This is a genomic window from Plantactinospora sp. CA-294935, from assembly GCF_050936445.1.
Classification (GTDB): Bacteria; Actinomycetota; Actinomycetes; order Mycobacteriales; family Micromonosporaceae; genus Plantactinospora.
Window position 1 is genome coordinate 5,566,157 of sequence record NZ_JBNJMU010000001.1, and the last position, 25,430, is coordinate 5,591,586.

At 68.7% G+C, this 25,430-nt stretch carries 20 protein-coding genes and 5 pseudogenes; 15 read left to right on the plus strand and 10 right to left on the minus strand.

Annotated features, from left to right (window positions below; translation table 11 throughout):
• Positions 1 to 52: 52 nt before the first annotated feature.
• The 4 genes and pseudogenes from ACQEVC_RS25000 to ACQEVC_RS25015 form a co-directional block, all read left to right on the plus strand.
• A pseudogene (locus ACQEVC_RS25000) lies at positions 53 to 250 on the plus strand (transposase); the annotation flags it as partial.
• A gap of 60 nt (positions 251 to 310) precedes the next feature.
• Positions 311 to 826, plus strand: coding sequence for a phage integrase N-terminal SAM-like domain-containing protein (locus tag ACQEVC_RS25005; protein ID WP_432891684.1), 516 nt, complete (start codon positions 311 to 313; stop codon positions 824 to 826).
• Positions 823 to 1,569, plus strand: coding sequence for a hypothetical protein (locus tag ACQEVC_RS25010; protein ID WP_432881769.1), 747 nt, complete (start codon positions 823 to 825; stop codon positions 1,567 to 1,569). Before ACQEVC_RS25005 ends, ACQEVC_RS25010 begins: the two co-directional genes overlap by 4 nt.
• Before the next feature lie 75 nt (positions 1,570 to 1,644).
• Positions 1,645 to 2,070 (plus strand): NUDIX domain-containing protein, encoded by a 426-nt coding sequence (locus ACQEVC_RS25015; protein ID WP_432881772.1) that lies wholly within the window; start codon positions 1,645 to 1,647, stop codon positions 2,068 to 2,070.
• Between the two features lie 66 nt (positions 2,071 to 2,136).
• Here ACQEVC_RS25015 and ACQEVC_RS25020 read toward each other — a convergent pair whose 3' ends face one another.
• From ACQEVC_RS25020 to ACQEVC_RS25050, 7 genes and pseudogenes are all read right to left on the minus strand, one after another.
• Positions 2,137 to 2,724 carry a GIY-YIG nuclease family protein gene (locus tag ACQEVC_RS25020; RefSeq protein WP_432881775.1) on the minus strand — a complete coding sequence of 196 codons (588 nt, stop codon included), beginning with the start codon at positions 2,722 to 2,724 and terminating at the stop codon, positions 2,137 to 2,139.
• Between the two features lie 253 nt (positions 2,725 to 2,977).
• The gene (locus ACQEVC_RS25025; protein WP_432881778.1) at positions 2,978 to 3,814 is read right to left on the minus strand and encodes an undecaprenyl-diphosphate phosphatase; all 837 of its coding nucleotides are present in this window, start codon (positions 3,812 to 3,814) and stop codon (positions 2,978 to 2,980) included.
• A gap of 502 nt (positions 3,815 to 4,316) precedes the next feature.
• Positions 4,317 to 4,451, minus strand: a complete 135-nt coding sequence (locus tag ACQEVC_RS25030) for a hypothetical protein (protein WP_432881781.1) — start codon at positions 4,449 to 4,451, stop codon at positions 4,317 to 4,319.
• Between the two features lie 65 nt (positions 4,452 to 4,516).
• Positions 4,517 to 4,663: pseudogene (locus tag ACQEVC_RS25035) on the minus strand (hypothetical protein); the annotation flags it as partial.
• A gap of 585 nt (positions 4,664 to 5,248) precedes the next feature.
• Positions 5,249 to 5,881, minus strand: a complete 633-nt coding sequence (locus tag ACQEVC_RS25040) for a dihydrofolate reductase family protein (protein ID WP_432881784.1) — start codon at positions 5,879 to 5,881, stop codon at positions 5,249 to 5,251.
• Between the two features lie 447 nt (positions 5,882 to 6,328).
• The gene (locus tag ACQEVC_RS25045; protein ID WP_432881787.1) at positions 6,329 to 8,152 is read right to left on the minus strand and encodes an Hsp70 family protein; all 1,824 of its coding nucleotides are present in this window, start codon (positions 8,150 to 8,152) and stop codon (positions 6,329 to 6,331) included.
• A 71-nt stretch (positions 8,153 to 8,223) separates the two neighbouring features.
• Positions 8,224 to 8,649, minus strand: a pseudogene (locus tag ACQEVC_RS25050) (transposase family protein); the annotation flags it as partial.
• Between the two features lie 395 nt (positions 8,650 to 9,044).
• Between ACQEVC_RS25050 and ACQEVC_RS25055 the strand changes: the two are divergent.
• From ACQEVC_RS25055 to ACQEVC_RS25095, 9 genes and pseudogenes are all read left to right on the plus strand, one after another.
• Positions 9,045 to 10,091: a LacI family DNA-binding transcriptional regulator gene (locus ACQEVC_RS25055; protein ID WP_432881789.1), complete on the plus strand. Its 1,047-nt coding sequence runs from the start codon at positions 9,045 to 9,047 to the stop codon at positions 10,089 to 10,091.
• A 32-nt stretch (positions 10,092 to 10,123) separates the two neighbouring features.
• The gene (locus tag ACQEVC_RS25060; protein WP_432881792.1) at positions 10,124 to 12,388 is read left to right on the plus strand and encodes a glycosyl hydrolase family 28-related protein; all 2,265 of its coding nucleotides are present in this window, start codon (positions 10,124 to 10,126) and stop codon (positions 12,386 to 12,388) included.
• Positions 12,389 to 12,393: 5 nt separating this feature from the next.
• Entirely contained in the window at positions 12,394 to 13,389 is a 996-nt protein-coding gene (locus ACQEVC_RS25065) for a glycoside hydrolase family 26 protein (RefSeq protein ID WP_432881795.1), read from the plus strand.
• A 578-nt stretch (positions 13,390 to 13,967) separates the two neighbouring features.
• Complete coding sequence (locus ACQEVC_RS25070; RefSeq protein WP_432881797.1) at positions 13,968 to 15,131, plus strand: LacI family DNA-binding transcriptional regulator; 1,164 nt, start codon at positions 13,968 to 13,970, stop codon at positions 15,129 to 15,131.
• Positions 15,132 to 15,136: 5 nt separating this feature from the next.
• Positions 15,137 to 16,732: an FAD-dependent oxidoreductase gene (locus ACQEVC_RS25075; protein WP_432891687.1), complete on the plus strand. Its 1,596-nt coding sequence runs from the start codon at positions 15,137 to 15,139 to the stop codon at positions 16,730 to 16,732.
• A 16-nt stretch (positions 16,733 to 16,748) separates the two neighbouring features.
• The gene (locus ACQEVC_RS25080; RefSeq protein ID WP_432881800.1) at positions 16,749 to 18,032 is read left to right on the plus strand and encodes an ABC transporter substrate-binding protein; all 1,284 of its coding nucleotides are present in this window, start codon (positions 16,749 to 16,751) and stop codon (positions 18,030 to 18,032) included.
• A 12-nt stretch (positions 18,033 to 18,044) separates the two neighbouring features.
• On the plus strand, positions 18,045 to 19,076 hold the full coding sequence (locus ACQEVC_RS25085; protein WP_432881803.1) for a carbohydrate ABC transporter permease: 1,032 nt from the start codon (positions 18,045 to 18,047) through the stop codon (positions 19,074 to 19,076).
• Positions 19,066 to 19,908 (plus strand): carbohydrate ABC transporter permease, encoded by an 843-nt coding sequence (locus ACQEVC_RS25090; RefSeq protein WP_432881805.1) that lies wholly within the window; start codon positions 19,066 to 19,068, stop codon positions 19,906 to 19,908. The genes ACQEVC_RS25085 and ACQEVC_RS25090 overlap by 11 nt, the downstream gene beginning before the upstream one ends.
• A 489-nt stretch (positions 19,909 to 20,397) precedes the next feature.
• Positions 20,398 to 20,808: pseudogene (locus tag ACQEVC_RS25095) on the plus strand (family 1 glycosylhydrolase); the annotation flags it as partial.
• A gap of 19 nt (positions 20,809 to 20,827) precedes the next feature.
• On the opposite strand, the gene ACQEVC_RS25100 reads toward ACQEVC_RS25095, so the two are convergent.
• The 3 genes from ACQEVC_RS25100 to ACQEVC_RS25110 are packed head-to-tail and all read right to left on the minus strand — an operon-like array spanning position 20,828 to position 22,873.
• Complete coding sequence (locus ACQEVC_RS25100; RefSeq protein ID WP_432881807.1) at positions 20,828 to 21,031, minus strand: cellulose binding domain-containing protein; 204 nt, start codon at positions 21,029 to 21,031, stop codon at positions 20,828 to 20,830.
• Between the two features lies 1 nt (position 21,032).
• Positions 21,033 to 21,563 (minus strand): hypothetical protein, encoded by a 531-nt coding sequence (locus tag ACQEVC_RS25105; protein WP_432881810.1) that lies wholly within the window; start codon positions 21,561 to 21,563, stop codon positions 21,033 to 21,035.
• 47 nt (positions 21,564 to 21,610) lie between these two features.
• Positions 21,611 to 22,873, minus strand: coding sequence for an ROK family protein (locus tag ACQEVC_RS25110; protein ID WP_432881813.1), 1,263 nt, complete (start codon positions 22,871 to 22,873; stop codon positions 21,611 to 21,613).
• 179 nt (positions 22,874 to 23,052) lie between these two features.
• Between ACQEVC_RS25110 and ACQEVC_RS25115 the strand changes: the two are divergent.
• Both ACQEVC_RS25115 and ACQEVC_RS25120 read left to right on the plus strand, forming a co-directional pair.
• A pseudogene (locus ACQEVC_RS25115) lies at positions 23,053 to 23,397 on the plus strand (cellulose binding domain-containing protein); the annotation flags it as partial.
• Positions 23,398 to 23,550: 153 nt separating this feature from the next.
• Positions 23,551 to 24,555, plus strand: coding sequence for a glycoside hydrolase family 5 protein (locus ACQEVC_RS25120; protein ID WP_432891690.1), 1,005 nt, complete (start codon positions 23,551 to 23,553; stop codon positions 24,553 to 24,555).
• Positions 24,556 to 25,430 lie beyond the last annotated feature (875 nt).

Sequence of the window (25,430 nt, forward strand, 5' to 3'; positions counted from 1 at the left end):
CAGGGGCGGTTCGTCCGTCGGCGATCTTCTGCGTGGCGTAGCGGGTGGAAACGAGTTTATTCCTTTCCTGGACTACGACATCGAAATCGGAAAAGTGATCTGCTCCACGAATGCGATCGAGTCGTTGAACGCCTGCTACCGGCGTGCCGTCCGAGCTCGTGGACACTTCCCGAGTTAGCAAGCCGCCCTGAAGTGCCTGTACCTTGTGACCCGCAGCCTGGACCCCACCGGGGCCGGCCTCGTTTCATGGCTTGGCGTGAATGCCCGGTCCAGCACGCCGCTGTTGGACTCCTTGACTCGGGCAGGTGTCATGCCACTACTGGATCTTCAAAAGCTCACCGTCGGGCTCTCCCGGACCTGGGCCGGGTTCCTGCGGGACTGGGACCGGTCGCTGCGGGCCGGGAACTATCCGAAGACCGCCCGCTACAACTATCTGCTGGCCGCCGCCCAGCTCGGCCGGTACCTGGGGGAGCATTCCCCGGACCCGGACGCTGAGGACGCGGCCGATGATCCGTGCGGGGTGACCCGGGTGCATGTGGAGACGTTCCAGGCCTGGATGATCGAAACCAGGTCCGCCTCGACCACGCCGAACAAGCACAAGGGACTGCAGCAGTTCTTCAAGTGGCTGCTGGTCGACGAGCAGGTCATCGACCGCTCACCGATGGAACGGGTCCGGCAGCCGAAGACGCCGCGCAAGCTGATCCCGGTCATGCGGGAGCGCCCCACGGCACATGCCGGGACGTCACCGGTGTGTGCCGCGCGCAAGCCGCACCGCCGGTGCCGCAGGTCCGGCTGCTCGGCTGCCGACCGGAACCCGCCCTGGTGACCGCGCTGGCCTCGGTCGGGCAGTCGACCAAGGCCAGCCTGCGCCGCCGCCGTATCCGCGCCGAGGTCCACATGGTCGCGGCCGACGGTTCGATCAGCCGCGTGACCGGCGCCGTGGTGTCCGGAACGGTCCAGGCCGGCAAGTCATCGCGGCTCGGCGCAGGACTTCTCGACGTGACCGTCGACAGCGACCCGCGGGAACCGTTGCCGACCGGGGTCCTCGACATCCTGAAGCACTGGTACACGGTTCGCCACGCGAATGCCGACGCCAGCGTCACGGATTTTCCGAAGGAAGTCGTCGAGCCAAGCCAGCGCCGCTTTCCGCAGGTCGTCGTTGTATTCGTAGATCGTCCGTACCTGCGAACCAACCCGGACCCGCGGCACATCCATCCGCCACTGCGCAGCCGCGCGGGCCAACGTCGAATCAGCGTCGAGGATCTTCTGCACCTCGGCGTGCACCTCGGCGTGCACCTCGGCGTGCGCCTCGTCGCGAGTGAGGCCACCGGCACCGACGACCGGTCGGGCCAGCAGGTCGTCCAACGAGACATCAACGTGAAGCGTGTTCCACACGCCGACCAGCAGATCACATCGTCGCCGTGCGTGACTACGGCCGAACGAAGTCAGTCGGACAATCGGTCCGCCGTCTGCCGGTACCATCGTACGCTCGAATCGCGGCTACCTATTGAACCTTTTTCAACCTCCCCTTGCGGTCCGTTGGAGCGCGAGGTCGAACGCGGTCTGTGAGCGCCGCGCGGTTCAGGTTGAAAAAGGTTCATTGACTGGTGGTACAGCGGAGGCTCAACATGGCAGAATCCGCATGTGTCGTATTCCACGCAGAGTGTTGCTCCGGCGCACATAGTTACGGCGCTCCTCCGGAACGGCAATCGGCTACTGCTGTGCCACCGATCCGCCCAGCGCCGCCTGTATCCCGACCTCTGGGATTTGCCAGGAGGCCACGTGGAGCCCGGGGAGGTTCCTGCCGCGTCGCTGGTGCGGGAACTCCGGGAGGAGCTAGGGATCGACGTCGCACGGCCAGTAGGCCCGCCGATGGGCGAAATCCGTGCTGAGACGTTCACCATGCAGATCTGGCTGGTCGAAACCTGGACCGGAACTCCGGCCAATGCCGCTCCAGAAGAACACGACGCCATCGGATGGTTCGCCAGAGATGAGCTCGGAGATTTGCGCTTGGCTCATGACGGCTATCTCGCGATGTTTACTAAGGCACTCATCGGGCATCGAGACTGACCTCTGATCCGGCTTACTCACGTCGGCATGGGCGTGTATCGGTACCCGCTCGCGCCGGGTAATCGGTCACGACGCCCGCGTAGGCTCGGGCGGGCCGCTGCTGGTGTTGTAGGCGTCCTTCGCGGCGACCACGGCCGCCTGGACGTGTTCGGAATCGACGCCGTGCACGTTGAGTGGTGGGTGCAGGCGCCTGACGAGTTCGGCCTCGATGGTCGCCGGCTCCGCGTCCTCGGCCCAGGTGAGACGCAGATGCGCGTACATCCACGCGGTCAGCCGTGCCTCGTCCTCGGGTACCAGGACAACGCGGTCGGTCCAGGTCGTCCGGTAGCCCTCGGACGCGAGTAGCCCGGCCAGTGTGCGGCGCAGCGTCGAACTGCCCGAGCGGCGGAGATGGTTGCGCAGGATCCGGCCCCGCAGGCTGGTCGCCCGGCCGAGGTAGAGCAGCCGTAGCGACGGGACGCTCCCGTTCGGCGGCCCGGGGAGTTCGGGAAGGATCAACGGAGCAGCCCACCAGGCGTAGACACCGCTGCCGCGGCTGAGTCCCTTGACGGCGACGTCGAGTCCGACTGGCGTACCGGACAGCAGGCGCAGGGCCTCCGTGGTGCGGGCCTCGTCGGTGCGGACGTCGTTGGATCGCATTTCGGGAGTGTTCATCGGGACGATGCTAGGCGTCGCGTCCGGTCGTGTCCCGTCCTGTCGGTGCCGCTGGACTGCGGTGTTGGCCGCGTGATTCGAACAGCACCCGATCGTCGACTACGGATAGTGACGTGCTGATCAGCAGAACGCGCGTTGTCTGCGGCATGCGCGGATGTCGTCGCGCGTTGCGAGTCGGGTGCGCGACCGCCGGAACTGCCCCGCAGACGTACGCCAGCGCCCGCCCCCCGCCGGGCGGGCTCACCGCACCCGCTCACTGGGCCTCGATCGTGCCCGTCGCCAGCAGCACGATCAGCAGCAGGCCCAGCCCCACCCGGTAGAAGATGAAGATGCTGTACGAGTGCCGGGCGATGAACCGCAACAGCCAGGACACCGAGAAGTACGCCACCACGAAGCTGACCGCCGTCGCCAGCAACGTGTTCGTCCAGCCCACCCCGTCGGCGATATTGCCCGCCTCTTCCACGCCCTGCAGCAGCGACGCGCCCAGCAGCGCCGGAATCGACAGAAAGAACGACAACTTCGTCACCGTCACCCGGTCCAGGTCACGCAGCAGGCCCGCCGACATCGTCGCCCCCGACCTCGACACTCCCGGGATCAGCGCCAGACACTGCACCGTCCCGATGATCAGCGAGTCCTTCCAGGTCACGTCATTCTCGTGCCGCCCCTGCGTGGCCGCGTGATCGGCGAACGCCATCGCCCCGCTCCACACGATCAGCGCCCCGGCCACGACCCACAGGCTCCGCAACGTCGTCTCGATCGTGTCCTTGAACAGCAGCGCCACGATCACGATCGGTAGTGACCCCAGGATCACCGCCCAACCGAACCGGTAGCCCGGATCAGCCCGCGCTGCCGCCGAGAACAGCCCTCGGAACCAGGCCGGCACGATCCGCGCGATGTCCTTACGCAGGAACAGGATCGTAGCCAGCACCGCACCCGACTGGATGATTACCGTGAACGCGGTGATGTCAGGATCGTCCAGCTCGTACCCGAGCAGCTTCTCCAGAATGGTCAGGTGGCCCGTGCTCGACACAGGCAGGAACTCGGTGAAACCCTCCACCGCGCCGAGCAGCACCGCTTCGAAGATGTTCAAACCGACCGCCTTTTATCCCGCTCTGATCGGGCTTGAGCATAGAAGCAATGATCATGGCCTGCCGCGCCGGGTCCGGACCGGCGCCACCGAGAGCGGGGCCCGGATGGATACGACGCCCCGGGCACAAATGCGTACGCCGGGTCACGCTCCGAACTGTCAGACTCCCACGCCTATCGAAGCCACCAACGATGCCAATGCAGCCAGATGCTCACTGAACCTTTTTCAACCTGAACCGCGCGGCGCTCACACACCGCGTCCGACCTCGCGCTCCGACGGACCGCAAGGGGAGGTTGAAAAAGGTTCACTCGTGGGCGTGATCGGACGCCGCGTGCCAGCCGTACGCCGCCACGCTCTGTGACCCGGTGCGCAGCCGGCCCCGCGCGTGCTCTGCGGCATGGGCGTGCATCTGATCATGAAAGATGAGATGGCCCCTATACCGGGTAGGTCCAGTCCATCACCGGGCTTCCATGGAGGACATGGCGGGCCGATAGTGGATGACGGCTTAGCGTAGGTCAATCTCGACGTGGTGTGCCGCGAGTATGTCCAGCAGGTCATCCATGGTGACCGCTGGGCGCAGCAGGCGCTGGTCGTAGCCGTCGACGAGGTGCTCGCGGGCGACGGCCGAGTCGTGCCACACGAGCCGAAACGGTGTCCGCGCGCCGAACCCCCACTGAGACAGTCGTGGAGGGCGTCGAGATTCCAGCCGAAGTACCCGCCCGGGCCGTTGATCGCCTCGCGTCGGACGCGGTGGCACCGAACGCGGCGTGTTCGTCGTAAGGCTCGCCGCGGGCAGGCAGTGGTGAAGTCCGCTGAGCAGGCGGCCCGCGACGATGCGCAGCGCGCCCGGATAGCTGTCGCCGACGGTCCGGCGGCGGTCGTACAGGGCCCTGCATCCCGCTGACCGAGTGAGCGAAGAGAACGGCCACCGAGGGCAGGTGGTCTTCAACCGGCGGTCGCAGACCCTGCGGTGCGTGACGTGCCGATTCGAACCAGTCGGCCGGGTCAACGGCGCCAAACCCGCATGAGCGCGAAGATCTTGACCTATGGCGAAGCGGTTCGGATTGTCGCGATTTCCCCGAGCAGCCGCGTACAGGTCAACGCCCGGCCCCCGGAGAACGACAGATCCTGGCTTCGCCATGGTCGAGGACGGCCGCAGTCACGTCCCGGTGCATCGACTCGCTCAATCTGGACGCTCCCCGTCGCCGGTAGACCCCGCGTCGGACCGCAGCGCCACCGTCTTGTCTGTCGCTGGACCAGATCTTGAATAGACCTTTTCAACCTCCCCTTGCGGTCCACCGGACGGCAGGGGGAGGTTGAAAAGGTTCACTCGGGTGCGCTCCGGCAGGCCGATCATTCGCGGTTCGACGGTCAGCTCAGTCCTGGCGCCCGGCCGCCCCGGAAGCGACCCCGTCTCGGGTTCGCTACCGAGGTGGTTCAGGCACCGGTACGGGTGAACGTCACATGGGTGACTCCGCTGGGCGAGGAGGTGGCCTCGACCTGGTAGTCCTTCTCGATGCCCTCCAGTCCGTCCCAGAGGCGTACGCCTCGGCCGAGCAGGATCGGGACCACCGCGAGATGCATGTGGTCGACGAGCCCGGCAGCAAGGAAGTCGCGGATCATGGTGGGCCCTCCGCCGAGGCGTATGTCCTGGCCGCCGGCAGCCTCGCGGGCCACCTTCAGCGCCTCGGCAGGCGAAGCGTCGATGAAGTGGAACGTCGTGCCGCCTTCCATCTCGATCGACGGACGCGGGTGATGGGTGAGGATGAAGACTGGTGTGTGGAACGGCGGGTTGGGGCCCCAGGCACCCCTCCACTCCGGGTCCTCGTGCCATCCGGGGTGGCCGAACTTGCCGGCACCCATGATTTCCGCGCCGATCCTGGCGCCGAACTGCTGGGCGAAGGAGTCGTCGACGCCGCCGCTACCGCCGGGCTGCCACCACCGGGTGGCGAACATCCATTCGTGCAGCCTATCCCCGGCGTGACCGAAATGTGCCTCGTGGCTCTGGCCTTCGCCGGTGCCGAAGCCGTCGAGCGAGATGGAGAAGTTCTGGATGCGGACGAGTGACATGGTTGGTGCTCCTTCGGCCATCGGGGTCATTTCTCGTAGGTGGTGCGGGAACCGAGGCTGCGCGCCCTCAGAGTGCTGAGTGAGCACGAACGGTCGAGGACATCGTTCGACTCCTCCTGCTGGGCGCTACGTCGGATCAACTCGGTCATGAAGCGATGCTGGCAGCCCAATGTCATGACGTCTAATGCCAAAGCTGCCCATATCTCATAGACAAACTTGATCCATGCGGAGCCTGACCCAGCTCAAGGTGCTGGAGGCGGTTGCTCGCCATGGATCGGTGACCGAACGCGGGAGTCAGGGCGGCGTGAGCGTGGGGACACGAATGCCTCCTGCCGGCGGAGCGGATCCCAGACAGCTCCACGGCACAACCGGGGGCCTTCGTCATCACGTCCACCTACGTCGTGTTGCCACACAACCTCGACCGACGTGCCTGGTCAGTACACCTGGCTAGGCGGGGCTGGCCGCCGGTTGTGGCTTGTCCCGGCGCAGCTCGATCGAGTAGAAGCTGGAGACCTGGATCATCGTGTCGCCGGTGCAGGTGTAGCGTTCCGGTTCGATGCTCATCGATATCTGTCCACCGTTGGTGTACCTGCCGTTGCGGGTGAACTTCCAGTTCCCCTTCACCTTCGGGTTGCTGTAGAGCAGGAAACCGTCGTCGGTGGTCCGGTAGCTCAGGGTGCCGCCGCCGGAGGTGTGCTCCTCCCAGCGTTCGCCCTTGTATACGGTCGCGCCGACGATCCGGCCATCGAAGGTGATGGTCAAGGTGCCGTCCGCCCGGTAGGTCTTCTTCTGTCCGCCGCGGCTGACAAACTGCACCGGATGACCGTCGATTTTGAGGTCCCGCTGCTGCGACGTTGCCGTCCAGGAGCCGAGGACGCAGGGATCGATGCCGGGCGGCAGGGTCGGGGTGGGGGTGGCGGCCGGGTTGGTCGGGGAGCTTGTCGGGGTCGGGCCGGCGCCGGCCTGGGTGCGGCCCGGACCGCCGTCGAGCAGGCTGAAGCCGGCGAAGGCGGCCAGGATGACGAGTACGAGGGCCGCGCCGACCATCGCCGGTCCGCGTACCCGGGATCGCCGGGAGGGCGGGATCTGCGCGGCCGGCGGTTGCCGGTCGGCTACCGGGAGGGTTGGCTCGCCGGCCAGGGCCAGGGTGACCGGGGCGCCGTCCGAGACCTGGGGGGTCGGATCCTCGCCGGCGGCAGGCTGCGCCGTGGTGAGCAGGCCGCCTTCGGCGACGACGAGTTCGGGCTGATCGACGCTGGTGGGAGCGAGGTCGAAAGCGCGGTGCAGCGTGGTGGTCACGGCGGGCATGCGGGTGGAGCCGCCGGCCAGGAAGACCGCGCTGAGGTCGCTGGCGTCGATGCCGGCGGTACGCAGGGCGCTGCGGGCGGTTTCGATGGTGCGGTCGAGTACGGGTGCGGCGAGTCGGTCGAGTTCCTCGCGGCCGAGCGGGAGTTCGATGTCGAGCAGCGGTACGTGGATCAGGGTGCTGCTGGTCCGGGTGAGCATCTCCTTGCCGGTGCGGACGTTGTCCCACATCTGGCGACTGGCCCGCCGGTCGGACAGAGTGGACGGTTCGACCAGCTTGGCCCAGGCCTCCGGGGCCCGAGCGGAGAGCAGCGTGCCGAGGTGGTTGAGGATGGCGGCGTCGATGTCGAGTCCGCCAGAGTCGGGGCGGCCCTCGGTGGCGACGACGTCAAAGCCGTGGGTGGTGCGGCGGAGCACGGTGGCGTCGAAGGTGCCTCCGCCGAAGTCGTAGACCAGGGCGCAGGTGCCGACCGTGATCCGATCACCGGCCACCGCCATCAGCCGGTTGGCGGCGGCGATCGGCTCGACCATCAGCCGGACTCCGGGCAGTACGGTCTCGGCGGCGGCGAGCAGGGTGGCCCGGCGTTGGTTGCCCCAGGCGGCCGGGTAGGTGAGCACCGCCTCGTTGATCGGCGCGTCGGCGGTGCGGCTGGCCTCGTCGGTGACCCGTTCCAGCACGGCGGCGATCAGGCGCTCGACCGGTACTTCCGTTTCGCCGAGCAGGACGATGCGGTCGTCGATGCAGCGCTTCGGGTACGGTTCGAACCATTCGGGGCGGGCCAGGCCGGTGTGTTGGGCGTCCCGACCGACCAGCAGCCGGCCGGACTGGTCCGCGCAGACCGCCGAGGGCAGCAGGGGCGAGCCGTCGAACAGTAGCGGCCGGGGCTCGCGGCCGGCGTTGGCGAGCACCGCGACCGTGTTCGACGTGCCGAAGTCGATGCCGAGCCGGATCATGCCTACGCCCACCGGAACTACGTTATACGGTGCCGTCACACCCTGGTTGGCTTGGTCGATACGGTGCGGTTCAGTGACCTGACCCGTCGGTAGCTACGGTGTTTGAACGGCGCGCGGACGCTGCCGCTGGCGCCCTGGTACGCCTTGTCGGCGAAGGTCATGACGTTCGCGTTGGTCAGGGCGTCGATCAGGCCGTGGGTGCGGGCGGCGGTCAGGTCGTGCGCGGCACCGGGCAGGGCAGGCGAGGCCCAGATCAGGCGTCCGGCGCAGTCGACGACGACCTGCACGTTGACCCCGTGACGCTTGTGCTTTCCGGAGTAGTACGGTCTCTGGTCCGCGACCTGGCCGATCGGGATGAGGGTGCCGTCGAGAATCGCGTAGGCGAGTTGGCCGATGCGTCGTATGGCGGCGTTCAGGTCCTCGGCATGCGCGGCGAGCAGGTCAACGGCTTCCCGGACGTACCGCCAGGCCGTCGTTGTGCTGACCGCGAAGCCGCAGGCCAGGCGGGTGACTCGTCGGGGTCGCCCTGCGCGGCGCCCACCTCCCGGACACCTCCGGCGCCGGTACCACCGGAGGCGTCCGGCGGACCGGCCCGGCCATCCGCGGCCCGACGCGGCCCGGCCATCCGGCGCCCGGCTCGGCCCCGTCGGGCCGGTGCCCGGCGGTCAGGCCGGAGGTGATTCGGTAGCAGCCGTACGCCGGGCCGGATGCCGATCGGCGGCCCGCCGACTCCTCCGGCTGGCCGGGGTGACCCCCGGCGATCGGATGGTTATTCGGATTACCTGAGGGATCCCCGCCCGTAACACTCTTGACATCGATCTTGCCAAGAAACAAGATCACACGCACCGCTCCGCTGTAGTTCTGTCCGGCGGCCCGCGATGTTATGCGCATAACGAGGAGAGCCATGGGAGCGAGACGAGTCACTCAGGCCGACGTGGCACAGTTGGCCGGCGTCAGCCAGGCGACGGTCTCGCTGGTGCTCAACGGCGAACAGGACCGCGTCGGCGACGCCACCCGGCAGCGGGTACTCGACGCGATCAGCCGGACCGGCTACTCGGCCAATCCAGTCGCGCAGCGCCTCGCGGGCGGGCGTAACCAGATCGTCGGCGTCTTCGCCTACGAACCGGTTTTTCCCCGGGGCAGCGGCGACTTCTACCGCCCGTTCCTGGTCGGGATCGAGGGCGAGGCCGAACGGTGGGGCTGCGACCTGCTGCTCTTCACCAGCGCCCAGGTCGAGGGTGGCCGTCGTCGGCTCTCCGGCAAGGCCCGCGCCCATCTCGGCGTCACCGACGGCTGCATTCTGCTGGGTCACAGCGAGGACAAGCAGGAACTCGTCCACCTCGTCGACGACGGTTTTCCCTTCGTCTTCGTCGGCCGTCGCGAGCTGCCGGGCGCGGCGGACCTGCCGTACGTCGGCGCCGACTACGTAGGGGCCACGTACGACGTCGTACGCCTCTTCCTGGACCGCGGCCACCAGCGAATCGGTTTCGTCGGCGAACTCAGCGACCGTGAGTCGATCCTCGACCGGTTGACCGGCTACCGGACCGCGATGCGGGACGCCGGCCTGCGGCCCACCTCGTTCGACCCGGCCGACCTCGCGCCCGACGAGATTCTCGACGTGGTCCGCGACAACCGGCTGACCGGGCTCGTGCTCGCCGAGGCGTACCGGGCCGAGGGGATCCGTGCCGCCGCCACCCGGCGGGGCCTCGCCCTTCCCGCCGACCTGTCGATCGCGATCCTGGGCCAGCCCGAGGTGACCGCCGGCCGCTCCGTCGACAGCGGCCTGACCTGGTCAGGGTTCCGGATTCCCCGAGAGGAGATGGGTGAGCAGGCGCTCCGGCTGCTGGTCGAACTCATCGAGAACCGGGCCGATGCCGGCCGCCACCGGCTGCTGCCCTGCTCACTGGAGTTCGGGCAGACCGTAACCGTCCCGCCCCACACCGCGCACTGACCCACCCGTCCACCGAAAGGAGTAAGTCCATCGTGGACAGAACACCCGATCTCACCGGGCTGTCCCGGCGGCGTCTCGTCGCCGCCGGAGTCGGCCTCGCCGTCGTACCACTACTGCCGGGCGTCGCCTCGGCGAACCCCGCCGAACCGGGCCGCACCGAAGCGGGGCAGCCCGAACCGGGCCAGGCCGCCGCCGGCGGGGCAGCGGCCCGCTGGGACCCGACCGCGTTCGGGTCGACGATCACCGCGCAGCCACAGGATCCCACCGCCGTCCTGCTCGGGTCACCCGGCTTCGAGACCTACGCCGACGGGGTCGGCGACGACACCGCGGCCCTACAGGTCGCCATCGACGAGGCGTCGCGTCGGGGCATCGCCAACAAACTCGGTGACATTCTCGGCGGGGCGCGGGACTTCCCGCACGGCGACGGCGGCGGGGTCGTCCTCGTCCCGCCGGGGACGTACCGGCTCTCCGCCCCGGTCAACCTGCACGACTCCGTCCGGGTCGTCGGCTTCGGCCCCCACCGCCCGCTGTTCCTGCTCGGTGCGAACTCGCCGGGGTATGCCACCGGCACCGCCCGGGACGTCTTCGCCTTCCGTCGCCGTCCGGTCGGCGGCCCGATCACGTACGCGAACAACGACACCTTCGGCTCGGCGCTGGTCAACCTGAACATCCGGATCGACCCCGGCAACCCCGACGCGGTCGCGGTACGGTTCGGCGGGGCGCAGCTCTGCATTCTCCAGGACCTGGACATCGACGTCGGCGAGGGCCGTACCGGCATCGACCACAACGCGAACCTCATCCAGCGGGTACGGGTCACCGGCGGCGAGATCGGCCTCTACGCGTACGCGGCCTCGGCCGGCTGGCAGACCACCCTGCTGGACTGCCGCTTCTCCGGCCAGCGTCAGGCCGCCGTGGAGATGTTCAACGACGCCAAGCTCGTGGTGGTCCGGACCGCCGTCGCCGACGTACCACGCGGGTTCTCCAGCGCGGAGGGGCAGTGGCAGCACCTCTACCTCCAGGACTCCCACTTCCAGGACGTCCGGGACGCGGCGGTGGTGCTCAACGACAGCGGCAGCATTCCCGGGGCGGAGAACGACCTGATCCGGTACAGCAACCAGTTGACGCTGCTCGACTGTACCGCCGTCAACACCCGCGACCTGCTCGTGCTCGCCCAGAGCGGCGCCCGTACCCGGACCCGGTGGGCGTCGACCCGGATCCGGGAGCTGACCTACGGGCTGCGGGTGGAGCGGGCGTTGAGCCGTCGGGAGTCGCGCCGCGACGGCGTCGACGCGGACCTCGCGCCCGGTGCGCCCGTGTCCCGGATACGGGACGCCCTGCGGACCGACGTGCCGGCGTTGCCGCCGGTCAGCAATTGGGTCAGCGTCGCCGATGTCGCCGCCCGGATGGGCCGGACCATCGGTGCCGGCACCGATGACATCGAGGTCTTCCAGGCGGCGGTGGACAGCTACGACACCGTCTTCGTGCCGATCGGCCGCTACCTGTTCAGTGACACGCTCCGGTTGCGCAAGACGTCGAACCTGGTCGGCCTGCATCCCCGGCAGACCTGGCTGCTCGCCGCCGACGGGCATCCGCACTTCAGCGACCCGGCCGCGCCGCGCGCCCTGGTCGCCACGCCGCGCGGTGGCCGCAACGTCGTCACCGGCATCGGCCTGGACACCGCCCGACAGACCCCGGGTTCGGTGAACCTGCTGTGGCAGTCGGGGACCGGGTCCTACCTGGCCGACGTCACGACACAGTTCGTCAAGTGGCACCCCGAGGATGTCGCTTCCGGTGACCCGGGCTACACCTACCGGGGTCGGCACAGGTACGGCATCTGGGTCCGGGGTGGCGGTGGGACGATCGCGAACGTCTGGAGCGTCAACGGCTGGGCCGACAACGGTCTGCTCGTCGAGGAGACCGCGGTCCCGACCCGGGTGTACGAGATCTCTGTCGAGCACCACGAGACCCGCGAGGTGGTGCTCCGGGACGTGTCCCGGTGGCAGTTCCTCGGCCTGCAGACCGAGGACCACCTCTACGGCTGGCGGTCGCAGGCGGTCGAGATCGAGGACTCCTCCGACCTGCTCTTCGGCAACTCGGTGCTGTTCCGGGTGGCGACCGTCCTCGGCCCGTACCCGTACGGCGTCAGCGTGCGGAACAGCAGGCGGATCGAGTTGCGCGGCAACCGGGGCTACCGGGACAAGACACCCGAGTTCACCCAGTGGGGTGTGGCGGTCACCGATCACCGCACCGGACGGTCGGTGCCCGAACTCGAGTTCACGCTGATCGGGATCGGGTGACCGCCATGGTGAAGATCGATCGACGTACCCTGCTCGCCCTGGCCGGGAGCGCCGTTGCCGGGGCGTACGTGGGTGCGGCCGGTGGTCGGCCGGCCGCCGCGGCCACCCCGGGGCTCGCCACGGACCTGGTACCGGCCACCGGGGCGCACTTCGGCGCGTACGTGTACGCCGGCAACGACTCCGGGGTCTCCCAGCCGGAGGCGCTGGAGTCGAAGATCGGCCACGGGCTGCGGATCAACCACAGCTTCCAGCACGCCGGTACCGCGCTGCCACTGACCCGGATCCAGCAGGACATCGCCGCCGGGCGGATCCCGATGCTCTCCTGGGGTGCCGGCGAGGAGGCCCGGCTCCGGGAGATCCTCGCCGGGCTGCACGACACCGAGATCGAGGGCCAGGCCCGCCGGCTGGCGGAACTCGGCGCCCCGATGTTCCTCCGCTACACCTGGGAATTCGACCTGCGCTACACCGACACCAAGCTGTTCACGGACACCTGGCGGTACGTGCACTGGAAGTTCGCCCAGGCGCCGAACGTGGCCTTCGTCTGGTGTCCGACCTGGCGGGCGTACCGGGAGACGTTCAAGGCGGAGGACTTCTACCCCGGTGACGAGCACGTCGACTGGATCGCCGCCGACGGTTACGCCCGGCCGAGGCCGGACCGGCCGGAGTACGACTACCGACCCTTCGACCTCATGTTCGACGTCGCGCACGCGTACGCCGTCGCCCAGGGCAAGCCGTTCATGGTCGGCGAGACCGGCGTGCACCGCGCCGCCGTGGACCCGGTCCAGGCCGAGTGGCTGGACAGCACCCGCAGTGTGATCAGGAGTTCGTACCCGAACCTGAAGGCGTTCCTCTACTTCCACCGGGATGGCGACGACCCCGACAACCACTGGCGGGTCACCGTTCCGGACGGCGGCCCGGCCCAGCGGGCCTTCGCCGCCTTCGCCGCCGATCCCTACTTCAACCCGCCGTTCGACCCGCACCTCGACCCGGTTGGACGGTGATCCGGGGCCGGGGGTGGTACCTCCCGGCGCGTACGCGCCCGTGCGGCTGGCGGAAGCTGCCGACGATGCGGTCTCGGTCCAGCGGCGCCAGAGGATGCGCGTCGAGTGGGCGCCGAGGCCGCGGAGAGCCCGCTTCGTAGTGGACACCGTTGTCCGCCATCTCGATCGGCGGCGGTTGGTCGAGCGTCCACATGTGGGCGTGGAGACCAGCCACGCTCGCGCTCGGTGGCAACCGCGGGCTAGCGCGATGCCGCACTCTGGCTTCCATCCGTACCCTGTCCTGCTCTCCCACCCCGGACCGCGGCGGTGGGAAACGCCATCTGGTCACCCTTGGTGATTTTGATCCGGGCCGTTTGTCATTACTCTCCGTAATGGCCGACGAGCGGCGGGACCGGGTCGTCTCTGGACCTCCCGGCCCCGGCGAAGCCTTGCTGGCCGTCGGCTAATTCGCATTAGGTAACGCAAAAATGACGAGGCAACCACCGATTCGGCTCTTGACAGTGCACTGCGGCAGGAAGCAAGATCCCAAGACATCGCTCATTAATGCGTATTAGCAATTAAGAGAAGGGTGACGGACCGTGACCCCCGTACCGAAGCGGGTTACCCAGCGCGACATTGCTCGCCTGGCCGGCGTGAGTCAGGCGACCGTCTCCCTCGTGCTCAACAACCGCGCGGACGCGGAGGTCCGGATCGCCCCGGAGACCCGGGATCGGGTGCTGCGCGCGATCCAGGAAACCGGCTACGTCCCGGACCCGGTCGCCCGCCGCCTGGTCTCCCGGTTCAACCGGATCATCGGCGTCTTCACCTACGAGCCGGCCTTCCCCAGTGGCAGCCGGGACTTCTTCCACCCATTCCTCGTGGGCATCGAGGAGTATGCCGAGCGCGTCGGCTGCGACCTGCTGCTCTTCACCAGCGCGCCGGTCACCGATGGGCGGCGGCGGGTCTTCCACCAGGACAACCGGTTGCGCCTGGCCGACGGATGCATCCTGCTCGGTCGCGAGATCGACGCTGACGAGCTGTCCCGGCTCAACCGCGACGGGTATCCGTACGTCGCGGTCGGCCGGCGGGACGACGCCGACGGCCCGGTCCGATACGTCGGCGCCGACTACGCCGCCGCCGTACGGCAGCTCGGCGAGTGGGCCCAGCGGGCCGGGCACCGCCGGTTGGCGTACCTCGGCACCGGGCTGACCGCCGAGTCGTCGGCCGACCGGCGGCGGGGCTTCGCGGAGCAGGCCGACAGTGCGGAACGGGCGTTCGAGGTGACCGGCACCGGCCGGAGCACCGACGCGATGCTGGACGACCTGCTCGCCGAGGGTGCCACGGTCGTCTTCGTCGAGGACTTCGGCACCGCGGTCGACGTCCGGGCCGCCGCCCTGCGGCGTGGGCTCGCCGTCCCCGGCGACCTCTCGATCCTCACCCTCGGCGACCCGACCACCCCGGTGCCCACCGACGTCACCTTCACCGGATTCCGCATCCCCCGGGAGGAGATGGGGCGGCGGGCCGTCGAGGTGCTGACGGCCGTGGTGGACGGCACCGCGCCGGACGTACCCCAGCGGCTGCTGGCGTGCGAGCTGGTCGACGGCACCACCCTCGGCCAGCCGGTGCCGGGTGGCGGGGGCGCGCCGGTGACGGTGCGGCCCATCGAACCTGGCGCGGTGCGGCGTACCGAGCCGGTCGCGGCTCGACCGGGCAGGTCCGGTGCGGCGCGGCGAACTGATCTGCAATCGGAAGGAAGCAAGTGACACAGATGCGTGCGGACGTCCTCGTCGTTGGCGGCGGCCTCGGCGGGGTCGCGGCGGCGCTGGCGGTGGCCCGGGCCGGTCGGACGGTCGTGCTGACCGAGGAGTACGACTGGCTCGGCGGGCAGCTCACCAGCCAGGCCGTTCCGCCGGACGAGCACTCGTGGGTGGAACGGTTCGGGGTGACCGCCAGCTACCGGGCGCTGCGCGACGGGATCCGGGACTACTACCGGCGGTACTACCCGTTGACCGAGCGGTCCCGGGCGTGGACCGACCTGAATCCGGGCGCCGGCTGGGTCAGCCGACTCTGCCACGAGCCCCGGGTCGCGGTCGCGGTGCTCGAGCAGATGCTGGCGCCGTACCGGGGGGCTGGGCGGTTGACGGTGCTCCAGCCGTACCGGCCGGTGGCGGCCGAGACCGACGGCGACCGGGTCGTCGGGGTGGTGCTGGCACACCGCGACGGCGGCGACCGGATCGAGGTGACCGCGCCGTACGTGCTGGACGCCACCGAGACCGGCGAACTGCTGCCGCTGACCGGCACCGAGTACGTCACCGGGTTCGAGTCGAGCGCCGAGACCGGTGAGCCCAGCGCGCCGGACACCGCACAGCCGACGAACATGCAGGCGGTCTCGGTCTGCTTCGCCATCGACCACGTCGCCGGCGACCACACCATCGACCGGCCCGCCGAGTACGACTTCTGGCGGAACTACCGCCCGGACTTCTGGGGCGACCGGATGCTCTCCTGGCGCTCGCCGCACCCGCGGACGCTGGAGATCGTCGAGCGGAGCTTCACCCCGAACCCGGACGACGATCCGCTGAGCGTGGACGCCGACCAGCGGGTCAACCCGGGCGACGGCAACCTCTGGACGTTCCGCCGGATCGCGGCCCGGCGCAACTTCGTCGACGGCGTGTACGGCAGCGACATCACGCTGGTCAACTGGCCGATGATCGACTACTTCGAGAGCCCGGTCATCGACGTACCGGACGCCGAGGCGCACCTGGTCCGGGCCCGCGGCCTGTCGAAGTCCGTCCTGTACTGGTTGCAGACCGAGGCGCCCCGGCCCGACGGCGGCACCGGCTTCCCGGGGCTGCGGCTGCGCGGCGACGTCACCGGCAGCCCGGACGGGCTCGCCCAGGCGCCGTACATCCGGGAGTCGCGGCGGATCCGGGCCGAGTACACCGTGGTCGAGCAGGACCTCTCGCTCGCGGTCCGGGGAGACAAGGGTGCCGTGTGCTACCCCGACTCGGTCGGGGTCGGGATGTACCGGATCGACCTGCACCCGTCCACCGGCGGCGACAACTACATCGACGTCGGCTCCTGCCCGTTCGAGATCCCGCTCGGCGCGCTCGTGCCGCGCCGGATGGAGAACCTGCTACCGGCCGGCAAGAACATCGGCACCACGCACATCACGAACGGCAGCTACCGGCTGCACCCGGTGGAGTGGAACGTCGGCGAGGTCGCCGGCCTGCTCGCCGACTTCTGCCTGGCCCGCGGGGAGTCGCCGCGGGCGGTACGCGACACACCCGGCCTGCTGGCCGACTTCCAGGACCGAATCACGAAGGCCGGCGTCGAGATCCGCTGGCCCGAGGTCGTGGGTTACTGATGGTGAGGAGAGAGAAGTGAGAATAGGGAGAGGGCTGCGGGTCACCGCTGCGGCGCTCGCAGGGATGGCCGCCCTTGCCGCCTGCGGCGGCGGGGACGACGCCGGCGACAGCGGTCCGGCCAGCCTGCGGATGACGGTCTGGACGGCGAACGAGCAGCACCTGGCGCTGTTCAACCAGATCGCCGACGAATACGAGAAGAGTCACCCGAACGTCACCGGGATCACCTTCGACCCGCTGCCGTTCGACACCTACACCACCAGCCTGACCACCCAGATCGCCGGGGGCAACGCCCCCGACCTGGCCTGGGTGTTCGAGAGCTCGGCCCCGGACTTCGTCTCCTCCGGCGCGCTGCTGCCGCTGGACGAGAAGCTGCGGTCCACCGAGGGCTACCGGTACGACGACCTGGCGCCCGGGCCGCTGAAGCTCTGGCAGGACGACGGCAAGCTGTACGGCTACCCGTTCTCCACCTCGCCGTTCGGCGTCTTCGTCAACACGGACCTGCTGAAGGCGGCCGGACAGAAGACTCCGGCCGAGCTGATCGCGGCCGGGCAGTGGAACTGGCAGACGGCGCTCGGCGCCGCCGCCGCGGTGCAGGGGGAGACCGGCAAGGCCGGCCTGGTGATCCGGGACTTCGACTACAAGGGTTGGGACAACCTGTCGACGTTCTGGACCGGCTGGGGTGCGGCGGCGTGGAGCGAGGACGGCAAGAGCTGCGGCTTCGCCTCCCCGGAGATGGTCGACGCGATGACCAACCTGCACAAGGCGATCTTCGTCGACAAGGCGCTGCCCGGCCCCGGCACCACGGCTGACTTCTTCGCCGGCGACGCGGCCATGACCGTCACCCAGATCTCCCGGGCCTCGCTGCTCAAGGATGACGGCTTCGGCTGGGATCTGGTGCCGCTGCCCGCCGGGCCGAAGGGCGCGTACGCGGTGATCGGGCAGGGCGGTATCGGGGTGCTCAAGCAGGGCAGGCACACGGACGCCGCGCTGGACTTCCTGGCGTACCTGACCAACCCCGACAACTCGGCGAAGCTCGCGCAGTTCTTCCCGCCGCCGCGCCAGTCGCAGTTGACGGCGGAGACGCTGGCCAGGACCAACCCGAAGCTCAAGCCGGAGCAGTTGCAGAAGGTGGTCGTCGACGGCATCACCCACGGGGTGGTTAAGCCCAACCACACCGGGCAGGCCGAGCTGAGCCAGCAGGTGCGGGCCGCGCTCGACCCGCTCTGGACGCCGAACGCGGACGTCAAAGCGGTGCTCGACGGCGTCTGCGCCAAGATCCAGCCGCTGCTGGCGAAGTAGGGAAGCCGGACGATGTCCCAGACGGACGAAGCGGCGGGCCGGTTGGCACCCCGACCCGCCGCCGGCGAACGGCCCGGCGGGCGTGCCTCCGGCCGGGCCGGCAGCTCCAGATCCGGCGGCACGGCTGGCCGGCCCCGGCCCGAGGGGGCCGGGCGGCGGCCGTACTGGACCAGCCGGCGTCGCGACCAGTTGGCCGGCTACCTCTTCGTCACCCCGCAGCTGCTCGGCAGTGCGATCTTCGTGATCCTGCCGCTGGTCCTGGTGGTGTGGTACAGCCTGCACGAGTGGAACGTGCTGGCCGGCACCTTCGAGTACGTCGGCGCGGAGAACTACCAGGCGCTGGCGGACGACAGCACGTTGCCGTCCGTACTGCGGGCCACCGGGCTGTTCTCGGTCGGGCTGGTGGTGCTCAACCTCAGCCTGGCCCTGCTGCTCGCCGTACTCCTGAACCAGCGGCTGCGCGGGACGGTCGTATTCCGCACCCTGTTCTTCTCCCCGGTGGTGGTGTCGCTGGTTGCCTGGACCATCGTCTGGGGCTTCCTGCTCCAGGACAACGGGGGGATCAACGGGCTGCTCGACATGGTCGGGATCTCGGGGCCGAACTGGCTGCGTGGCGAGGGGACCGCGATGGCGTCGGTCATCGTCGTCCAGGTCTTCAAGAACGTCGGCCTCAACATGGTGCTCTTCCTGGCCGCGCTCCAGGGGGTGCCGGCCGAGCTGTACGAGGCCGCCGAGGTCGACGGCGCGAGCCGGCCCCGCCAGTTCTGGCGGATCACCGTACCGCTGATCAGCCCGACGATCCTGCTTACGTCGATCATCACCGTGGTCGGCTCGTTGCAGGTCTTCGCGCAGATCGCCGTGCTGACCCAGGGTGGGCCGGGCACCTCCACCACGGTGCTCGTCTACTACCTCTACCAGCAGGCATTCCAGTTCCATCACTTCGGGTACGGCGCCACCCTGTCGATTCTGCTCTTCGTCGTCGTGCTCGCGCTGACCGTGCTCCAGTGGCAGATGCGCAAGAGGTGGGTGTTCCATGAGTCGTAAGTTGTCCCGGCGGGCCCGGCTGTGGTTGTACGGCGTACTGCTGGTGCTCTGTGTGCCGTTCGTCTTCCCGACCTGGTGGATGGTCACCTCGTCGCTGAAGCCGGTGGCCGACATCTTCGCCTTCCCGCCGAAGCTGATCCCGACCAGCGTGAGCTTCGACGCCTACCAGCGGGTCTTCGAGCTCCAACCGTTCGGGCGGCAGTACCTGAACAGCATGTACATCGCCCTGGTGGTCACCCTCGGCACGCTGGCGGTGTCGGCGCTGTCCGGGTACGCCTTCGCCCGGATCAGGTTCCGCGGCCAGAACCTGCTCTTTCTGGTGGTCCTCGCCGGCCTGCTCATCCCGAGCGAGGTGACGATCGTCCCGCTGTTCCAGATGTTCTTCAAGCTGGGGCTGGTCGACACGCACTGGCCGCTGATCCTGGTGCCGATCCTCGGCGCGCCCAGCGTGCTGGCGACCTTCATCATGCGGCAGTTCTTCCTCGCGTTGCCGGGTGAGCTGGAGGAGGCGGCCCGGGTCGACGGGCTGGGCCGGTTCGCCACCTTCTACCGGATCGCGCTGCCGCTGGCCCGGCCGGCGCTGGGGGCGGTGGCGATCTTCACCTTCCTGCACAGCTGGAATCTCTATCTCGAACCGATCGTCTACCTCTCCTCGCCGGAGAAGTTCACCCTGCCGCAGGCGCTGACCCAGTTCGTCGACGCGTACGGCGGCCCGATGTGGAACGTCCAGCTCGCGGCGGCGTCGATGACCGCGATTCCGGTGCTGCTGGTCTTCGTGATCGCGCAGAAGCAGTTCGTGGAGGGGCTGGCGCACACCGGCCTGAAGGGTTAGCCGGCTTCCCTTCCCGAATCCGCCTAGTAATCCAGCCGTAGCTGGTTGGTGCGGTGTCTTCGCTGGTAGCGGGCTTTTTTGGCGCGGTATTGGTGCCGCCGTCGCCATCGTGGCCATCGGGGGTGTTCGAAGGGTCGGGTGGTGGTGGTCAGGTGTGCCAGGAGACGGCGGACCTCGCCGAGGGTGAGGGGGATGAGCTTTCCATGATCGGGTTCGGTGTCCCCTTTTGCTTGGCCCCGGTGATGGCGAGGTAGGCGTGTGCCACCAGTATGATCCAACAGCCCGCCGCACTGCCGGGAACGGCCACGATCACCGTCACGTCCGAGGACGGCAGCAAGACCCAGACGTACTCGGTGCATCACAGGTCGCCACGACCGGTGTCGGTAACCACGCGGCGGGCCGGTGCGTCGAGTGCTCCTGCATCAATCGTGGCCCGCCGCACCGTCAAAGGACCTCGAACGCTGACGACCAGCGCCGCTCGAGGGAGCCTGGAATGTCGATGGCAAAGGTCCGTCGATCTGGGACACGTTCACCGCCCTGCCGGGTAAGACGGAAGGTAGCGTGTCCGGCCGCGATGGCGTGGACCACTACCACCGGTTCACCGAGGACATCCGCCACATGCAGGCCATTGGCCTGGACAGCTACCGTTTCTCGGTGAGCTGGCCACGGTTGCTGCCTGAGGGCACCGGACGCGTCAACCAGGCCGGTGTGGACTTCTACGACCGGATCATCGACGAGCTGCTGGCCGCCGGGACAAAGCCGAACATCACCCTCTACCACTGGGACCTTCCCCAGGCCCTGCAGGACCGCGGTGGGTGGCCCAACCGGGACGTCATCGACTGGTTCGAGGAGTACGCGGCGCTGGCCTTCGAACTGACTTTCGCCGACGACGCCAAGTAGTTCGACGTCACCGTTCAGGCTACTGGTCGATGCTGTCGGCGGGATCAGCTTCGAGGCGGCTGCTGTGAGCCAGCCGATCGACGGGAGCGGCGTTGCGCACGGTCGCCCTGGTGCCGCTTGTGGTCAGCGTGCCGCCCCAGACCTGGCTGATCGGCTGGCCGCCCGCAAGGGTCCAGCGGACGGTCCAGCCGTTGATCGCGGCGGAGCTGGCTTGGGCCGTCATCTCACCCTGGTAGCCGCCGGACCATGTGTTGACGGTGCGGTAGGTGGGCCGCGCAGGCGCCGGAAACCGGCGGGGAGGAGGTCGGCGGAGGTGTCGGTCCGGTGGGCTGCGCCGTCGGGCTTGTCGTCGGTGGCGTGCCAGGGATGAGTGGGCAGCTGTTGAGGTACTGCGACAGCCCCGACATGTCCGTTGTCGGGCAGAGGAACTGGTGGTAGCGGGCGTCGTTGTCCACGGAGGTCTTCAGCCAGGGAATCCAGGTGCGGGCGAGGGCGGTGGTCGGCTGCCCGATCTGGTTGTGGCCGGCGCCGGCGAGTTCGACGTAGGCCTTCTCGACGCCGGCTGGAATGGTGTTGTAGGCGGTGCGGTTCGAGCCGACCAGGCTGTCGTTCTGCATGGCGGTGATCAGCGTCGGCACGCGCAGGTTGGCGGCGCTGCCCGGGAAGTACGGCGCGTTCGAGATCGCGGCCTTGAGGGAGGGCCGCCGTAGGGCTGCTTCGAAAGCACCGCCACCGCCCATCGAGTGTCCGGCCACGGCGAGCCGGCTGGTGTCGACCCGGGTGCGGACCGAGCTGGTCTGGGTCAGATAGTCCAGCGCGGCGGGCCGGAGGGCACCGGCCGTGCCTCGTCCTCCGGGCGGGCATGGCCGAGGGTCAGTTCGCTCTGCAGGACAAGGACCGCCCCACCGATCGCCGCCGCGTCCGACCCGTTGACCGACGGAACCACCCGCACCGGATGGGCCCGCCGGGCAAACGTTCGGCGGTCCACCTCCTGCTGGATGACCGCCTGGTAGATCGAGCCCGCCACCGCGAAGCTCGGCCCGGCCAGCACGATCACGTCCACATCGAATAGGCTCGCCATGGTAACCGCGGCGCAGCCCAGATAACGGGCCGACCGCTCGACAAGTTCACGGGCGGTGGGATCGCCGGCGTTCGCGGCGGCCGCGATCCGCGTGAACTCGGTGAGGAAGTCGGCCGCATCGGGGTCGAGCGCCAGCCGCTGGGCGAGCCCGGGTGTCGCCGCCGCCCGCCGGACCAGAGCCGACGGACCGGCGTAGTTTTCCAGGCAGCCGACATTGCCGCACGGGCACTCATCGCCATTGACGTCGATCGAGATGTGGCCGATCTCCACGCCGTTGGAGGAACCGCCCCGATACACCTCACCGGAGACCACGACTCCACCGCCGATCCCGGTGGCCATGTAAATGCAGCCATAGGTACTGCGCGGGTCCACCGCACCCATCCAGTACTCGCCGATCGCGGCCGCCGCGGCGTCGTTGTCGAGCAGGACGGGCAGTCCAAGACTGTCCGCGAGCCGACGTGTGACCGGATAGTCGAGCCACTCGTCGGTGGGCTGTGGCGTCAACAGCACGCCCGCGCGCCGGTCCTGTGGACCGTAGGTGACCAGGCCGACCCCCAGCACCTTGTCGCGATCTACGGTCGCAGTGGCGAGCAGCGCGTCCACCTGTGACGACACCAGCGGAAGTGCCCGCTGCGGCGGCATCGACGCCACGCCCTGAAACGAGGTCCGGGCCACCTGCCGGCCCGCCAGGTCGACCACGACGATGACGCATGTGTTGCGCTCGAGCTGGACCCCGACGCTGTAACGGGCCACCGAGTTGAGCTGGACCAGCCTGCGTGGCTTGCCGCCCGTCGGCGCACCCCGGCCGGCCTCGATGATTAGGTCGTCGTCCATCAGCTCGCGCACGACCTCGGAGATCGTCGCGCCGGTGAGACCCGTCGCCGCCGCGAGCTCCACCCGGCTGATAGTGCGCGCCGCCCTGATCACGTCAAGAACCAGGCCGCGCGTCTTCGACCGGCTCGCCCAGATCGGGCTGGTCGCCACCGTGCCCTCCTCCGTCCCCCTTTGCCAGGCCACTTTACTTACCGCCTATGGACGCTTGCCGTCGCCGTGTCCATCGTGGCCCCAAGGCTCGACTATGCGACGTATTGACTTTCGTAACTAACTTAATAAAGGATGTCGGCAGCGCTCCCATCGATCCCTCACGACAACGAGGAGATCAGATGAAACATCGGCATGCACTGCTGGCCGCCAGCGCCACAGGGGTACTGGTATTCAGTGGCACGGCAGCGGCTACCTCTCCCGTATCGGCGGCCGCCTCTGGCTGTTCGGTCACATACACGGTGCAAAGCCAGTGGGCGGGTGGGTTCACCGCCAACGTGGCGGTCACGAACCTTGGCGACGGGGTGCCGAGCTGGACGTTGACGTTCGACTTCGCCAACGTGGGCCAGCGGGTCACCCAGGGCTGGAGTGCTGCCTGGACGCAGTCCGGCACCCGGGTGTCTGCCGTCAGCCTGGGCTGGAACGGATCACTGGGCACCAGCGCCTCGACCTCGATCGGGTTTGTCGGCACCTGGACCGGCGCCAACACGGTACCGGCATCGTTCGCGCTCAACGGCACCACATGTACCGGTTCGGTCACCACGCCGACCGCGAGCCCGACCAGCCCCAGCCCAAGCGCCACGACAACACCGCCGAGCGGTCCGGCGCCGAAACTGCGGGTGTCCGGCAACAAGATCGTCACCGCGGACGGTAGGGCGTACCGGCTGTTGGGCGTGAGCCGCTCCAGCGGCGAGTTTGCCTGCGTGCAGGGCAAGGGCCTGTGGGACTCCGGACCGGTCGACCAGGCGTCCGTCGACGCGATGAAGACGTGGAACATCCACGCGGTCCGGATCCCGTTGAACGAGGAATGCTGGCTGGGCGTCAACGGCACGCCCAGCGGCGCCACCTACCAGCAGGGCGTCAAGGACTATGTGAACCTGCTGGTCGCCAACGGCATCAACGTGATCCTCGACCTGCACTGGACCTGGGGCGCCTACACCAACGGCCCGGACTGGCACTGCACGGACGAGCACGCGACCTGTCAAAAGCCGGTGCCCGACGCGCGGTACGCCCCGCAGTTCTGGACAAGCGTCGCCAACGCGTTCAAGGGCAACGACGCCGTTGTCTTCGACCTTTTCAACGAGCCGTACCCGGAGATAGGCAGCGACTGGAACAAGACGTTGGGCTGGCAGTGCCTGCGCGACGGCGGCACCTGCACCGGCATCCCGTACGAGGTGGCGGGGATGCAGGATCTGGTCGACGCGGTCCGGGCGACCGGCGCGACCAACGTACTCATGGTCAGCGGCCTCGAGTGGACGAATGACATGCGCGAATGGCTGGCGTACAAGCCGAACGACCCGCTGACCAACATCGCCGCCTCGTGGCACGCGTACAGCTTCAACGCCTGCGCGAACGAGTCCTGCTGGGACAGCCAGATCGCCCCACTCGCGGAGCAGGTGCCGGTCGTACTCAGCGAGTTCGGCCAGGACACCTGCGGCTTCGACTACATGCAGCGTCTTGTGACCTGGGCCGACACGCACGACCTGGGATACCTTGCCTGGACCTGGAACCCGTGGGGGTGCACCGGCGGCGCCGTGCTCATCAAGGACTGGACCGGCACACCGGAGCCTGGCCTCGGCGACGGCTACAAGGCCCACCTGCTGACCCAGAGCCCGTCCCTCTGACACCGCTCTCGGCCGGCCAGGTCGGCGGACGCTGGCCGGCCAAGGCAACACACCCCGCAGTCCCCGAGAGTAAGTCCATCCAGCGGCGCGTCTGTCACGCCCAGGACAGGCACCCCACGCCACCTCCGGCTCCCGGATAGCGGCACGTTGCATCCTCGCCATCGGCCAGGCGATCGAATACTGATCCAACGACGGCGGTGTTCAATCCGTTGGCCAGTCCAGGATGGCGTGGGGTGGCCGCCGATGAGCAGACGTCGGCGGTACGAAGCAAGGGACCTGCCTGATCCCTTCGGCGCAGATCGCGGTGATCGGCGGCGTGTGGGCTCCGGCGTTACCCACCCTCAGCTTCACGGCCAGCACTCCCCGGTGTTGTCGGAGATCATCAGGATCGGGCGGAAGCCGAACCGCACTTTGTCGGACGGCGTGGCACTTCCTGCTCACTATGTGCCACCATGATCGTGGGGCCCACATCGAGGAAGGTCATTCCGGGGTGGATGTCGGGACCAGCGGCCCGAGCCGCTGGTGGACCTCCGAACAGCTTCTAAATCCGCGCGCGGACGTTCGCCCTGGCCCGGGGTGATCCGCCGCGGTCGCGCGGTGCTGATGTCGTCCAGGGCCTGCCACCGTGGGTCCGAGGCCGCCGGGCCGAACACCTCGCTCTGGTGGCGCAGCACGTCGCTGTCGCAGATCGCCCCGCCACCGTCGGCGATCATCACCGCCAACAAGTCGACCAGCACTCGCCCCTTGGTCCTGGACCGGCCACAGGCCACCGTGGGCGAATCCACGCGAAGCTCAGCACCCGGCCATCGCCTGTTCCTTAGCGGCAGTTCCTGGTCCGACCGAAGGTCAGCATCTTCGCCAAGCTCCCGGACCGA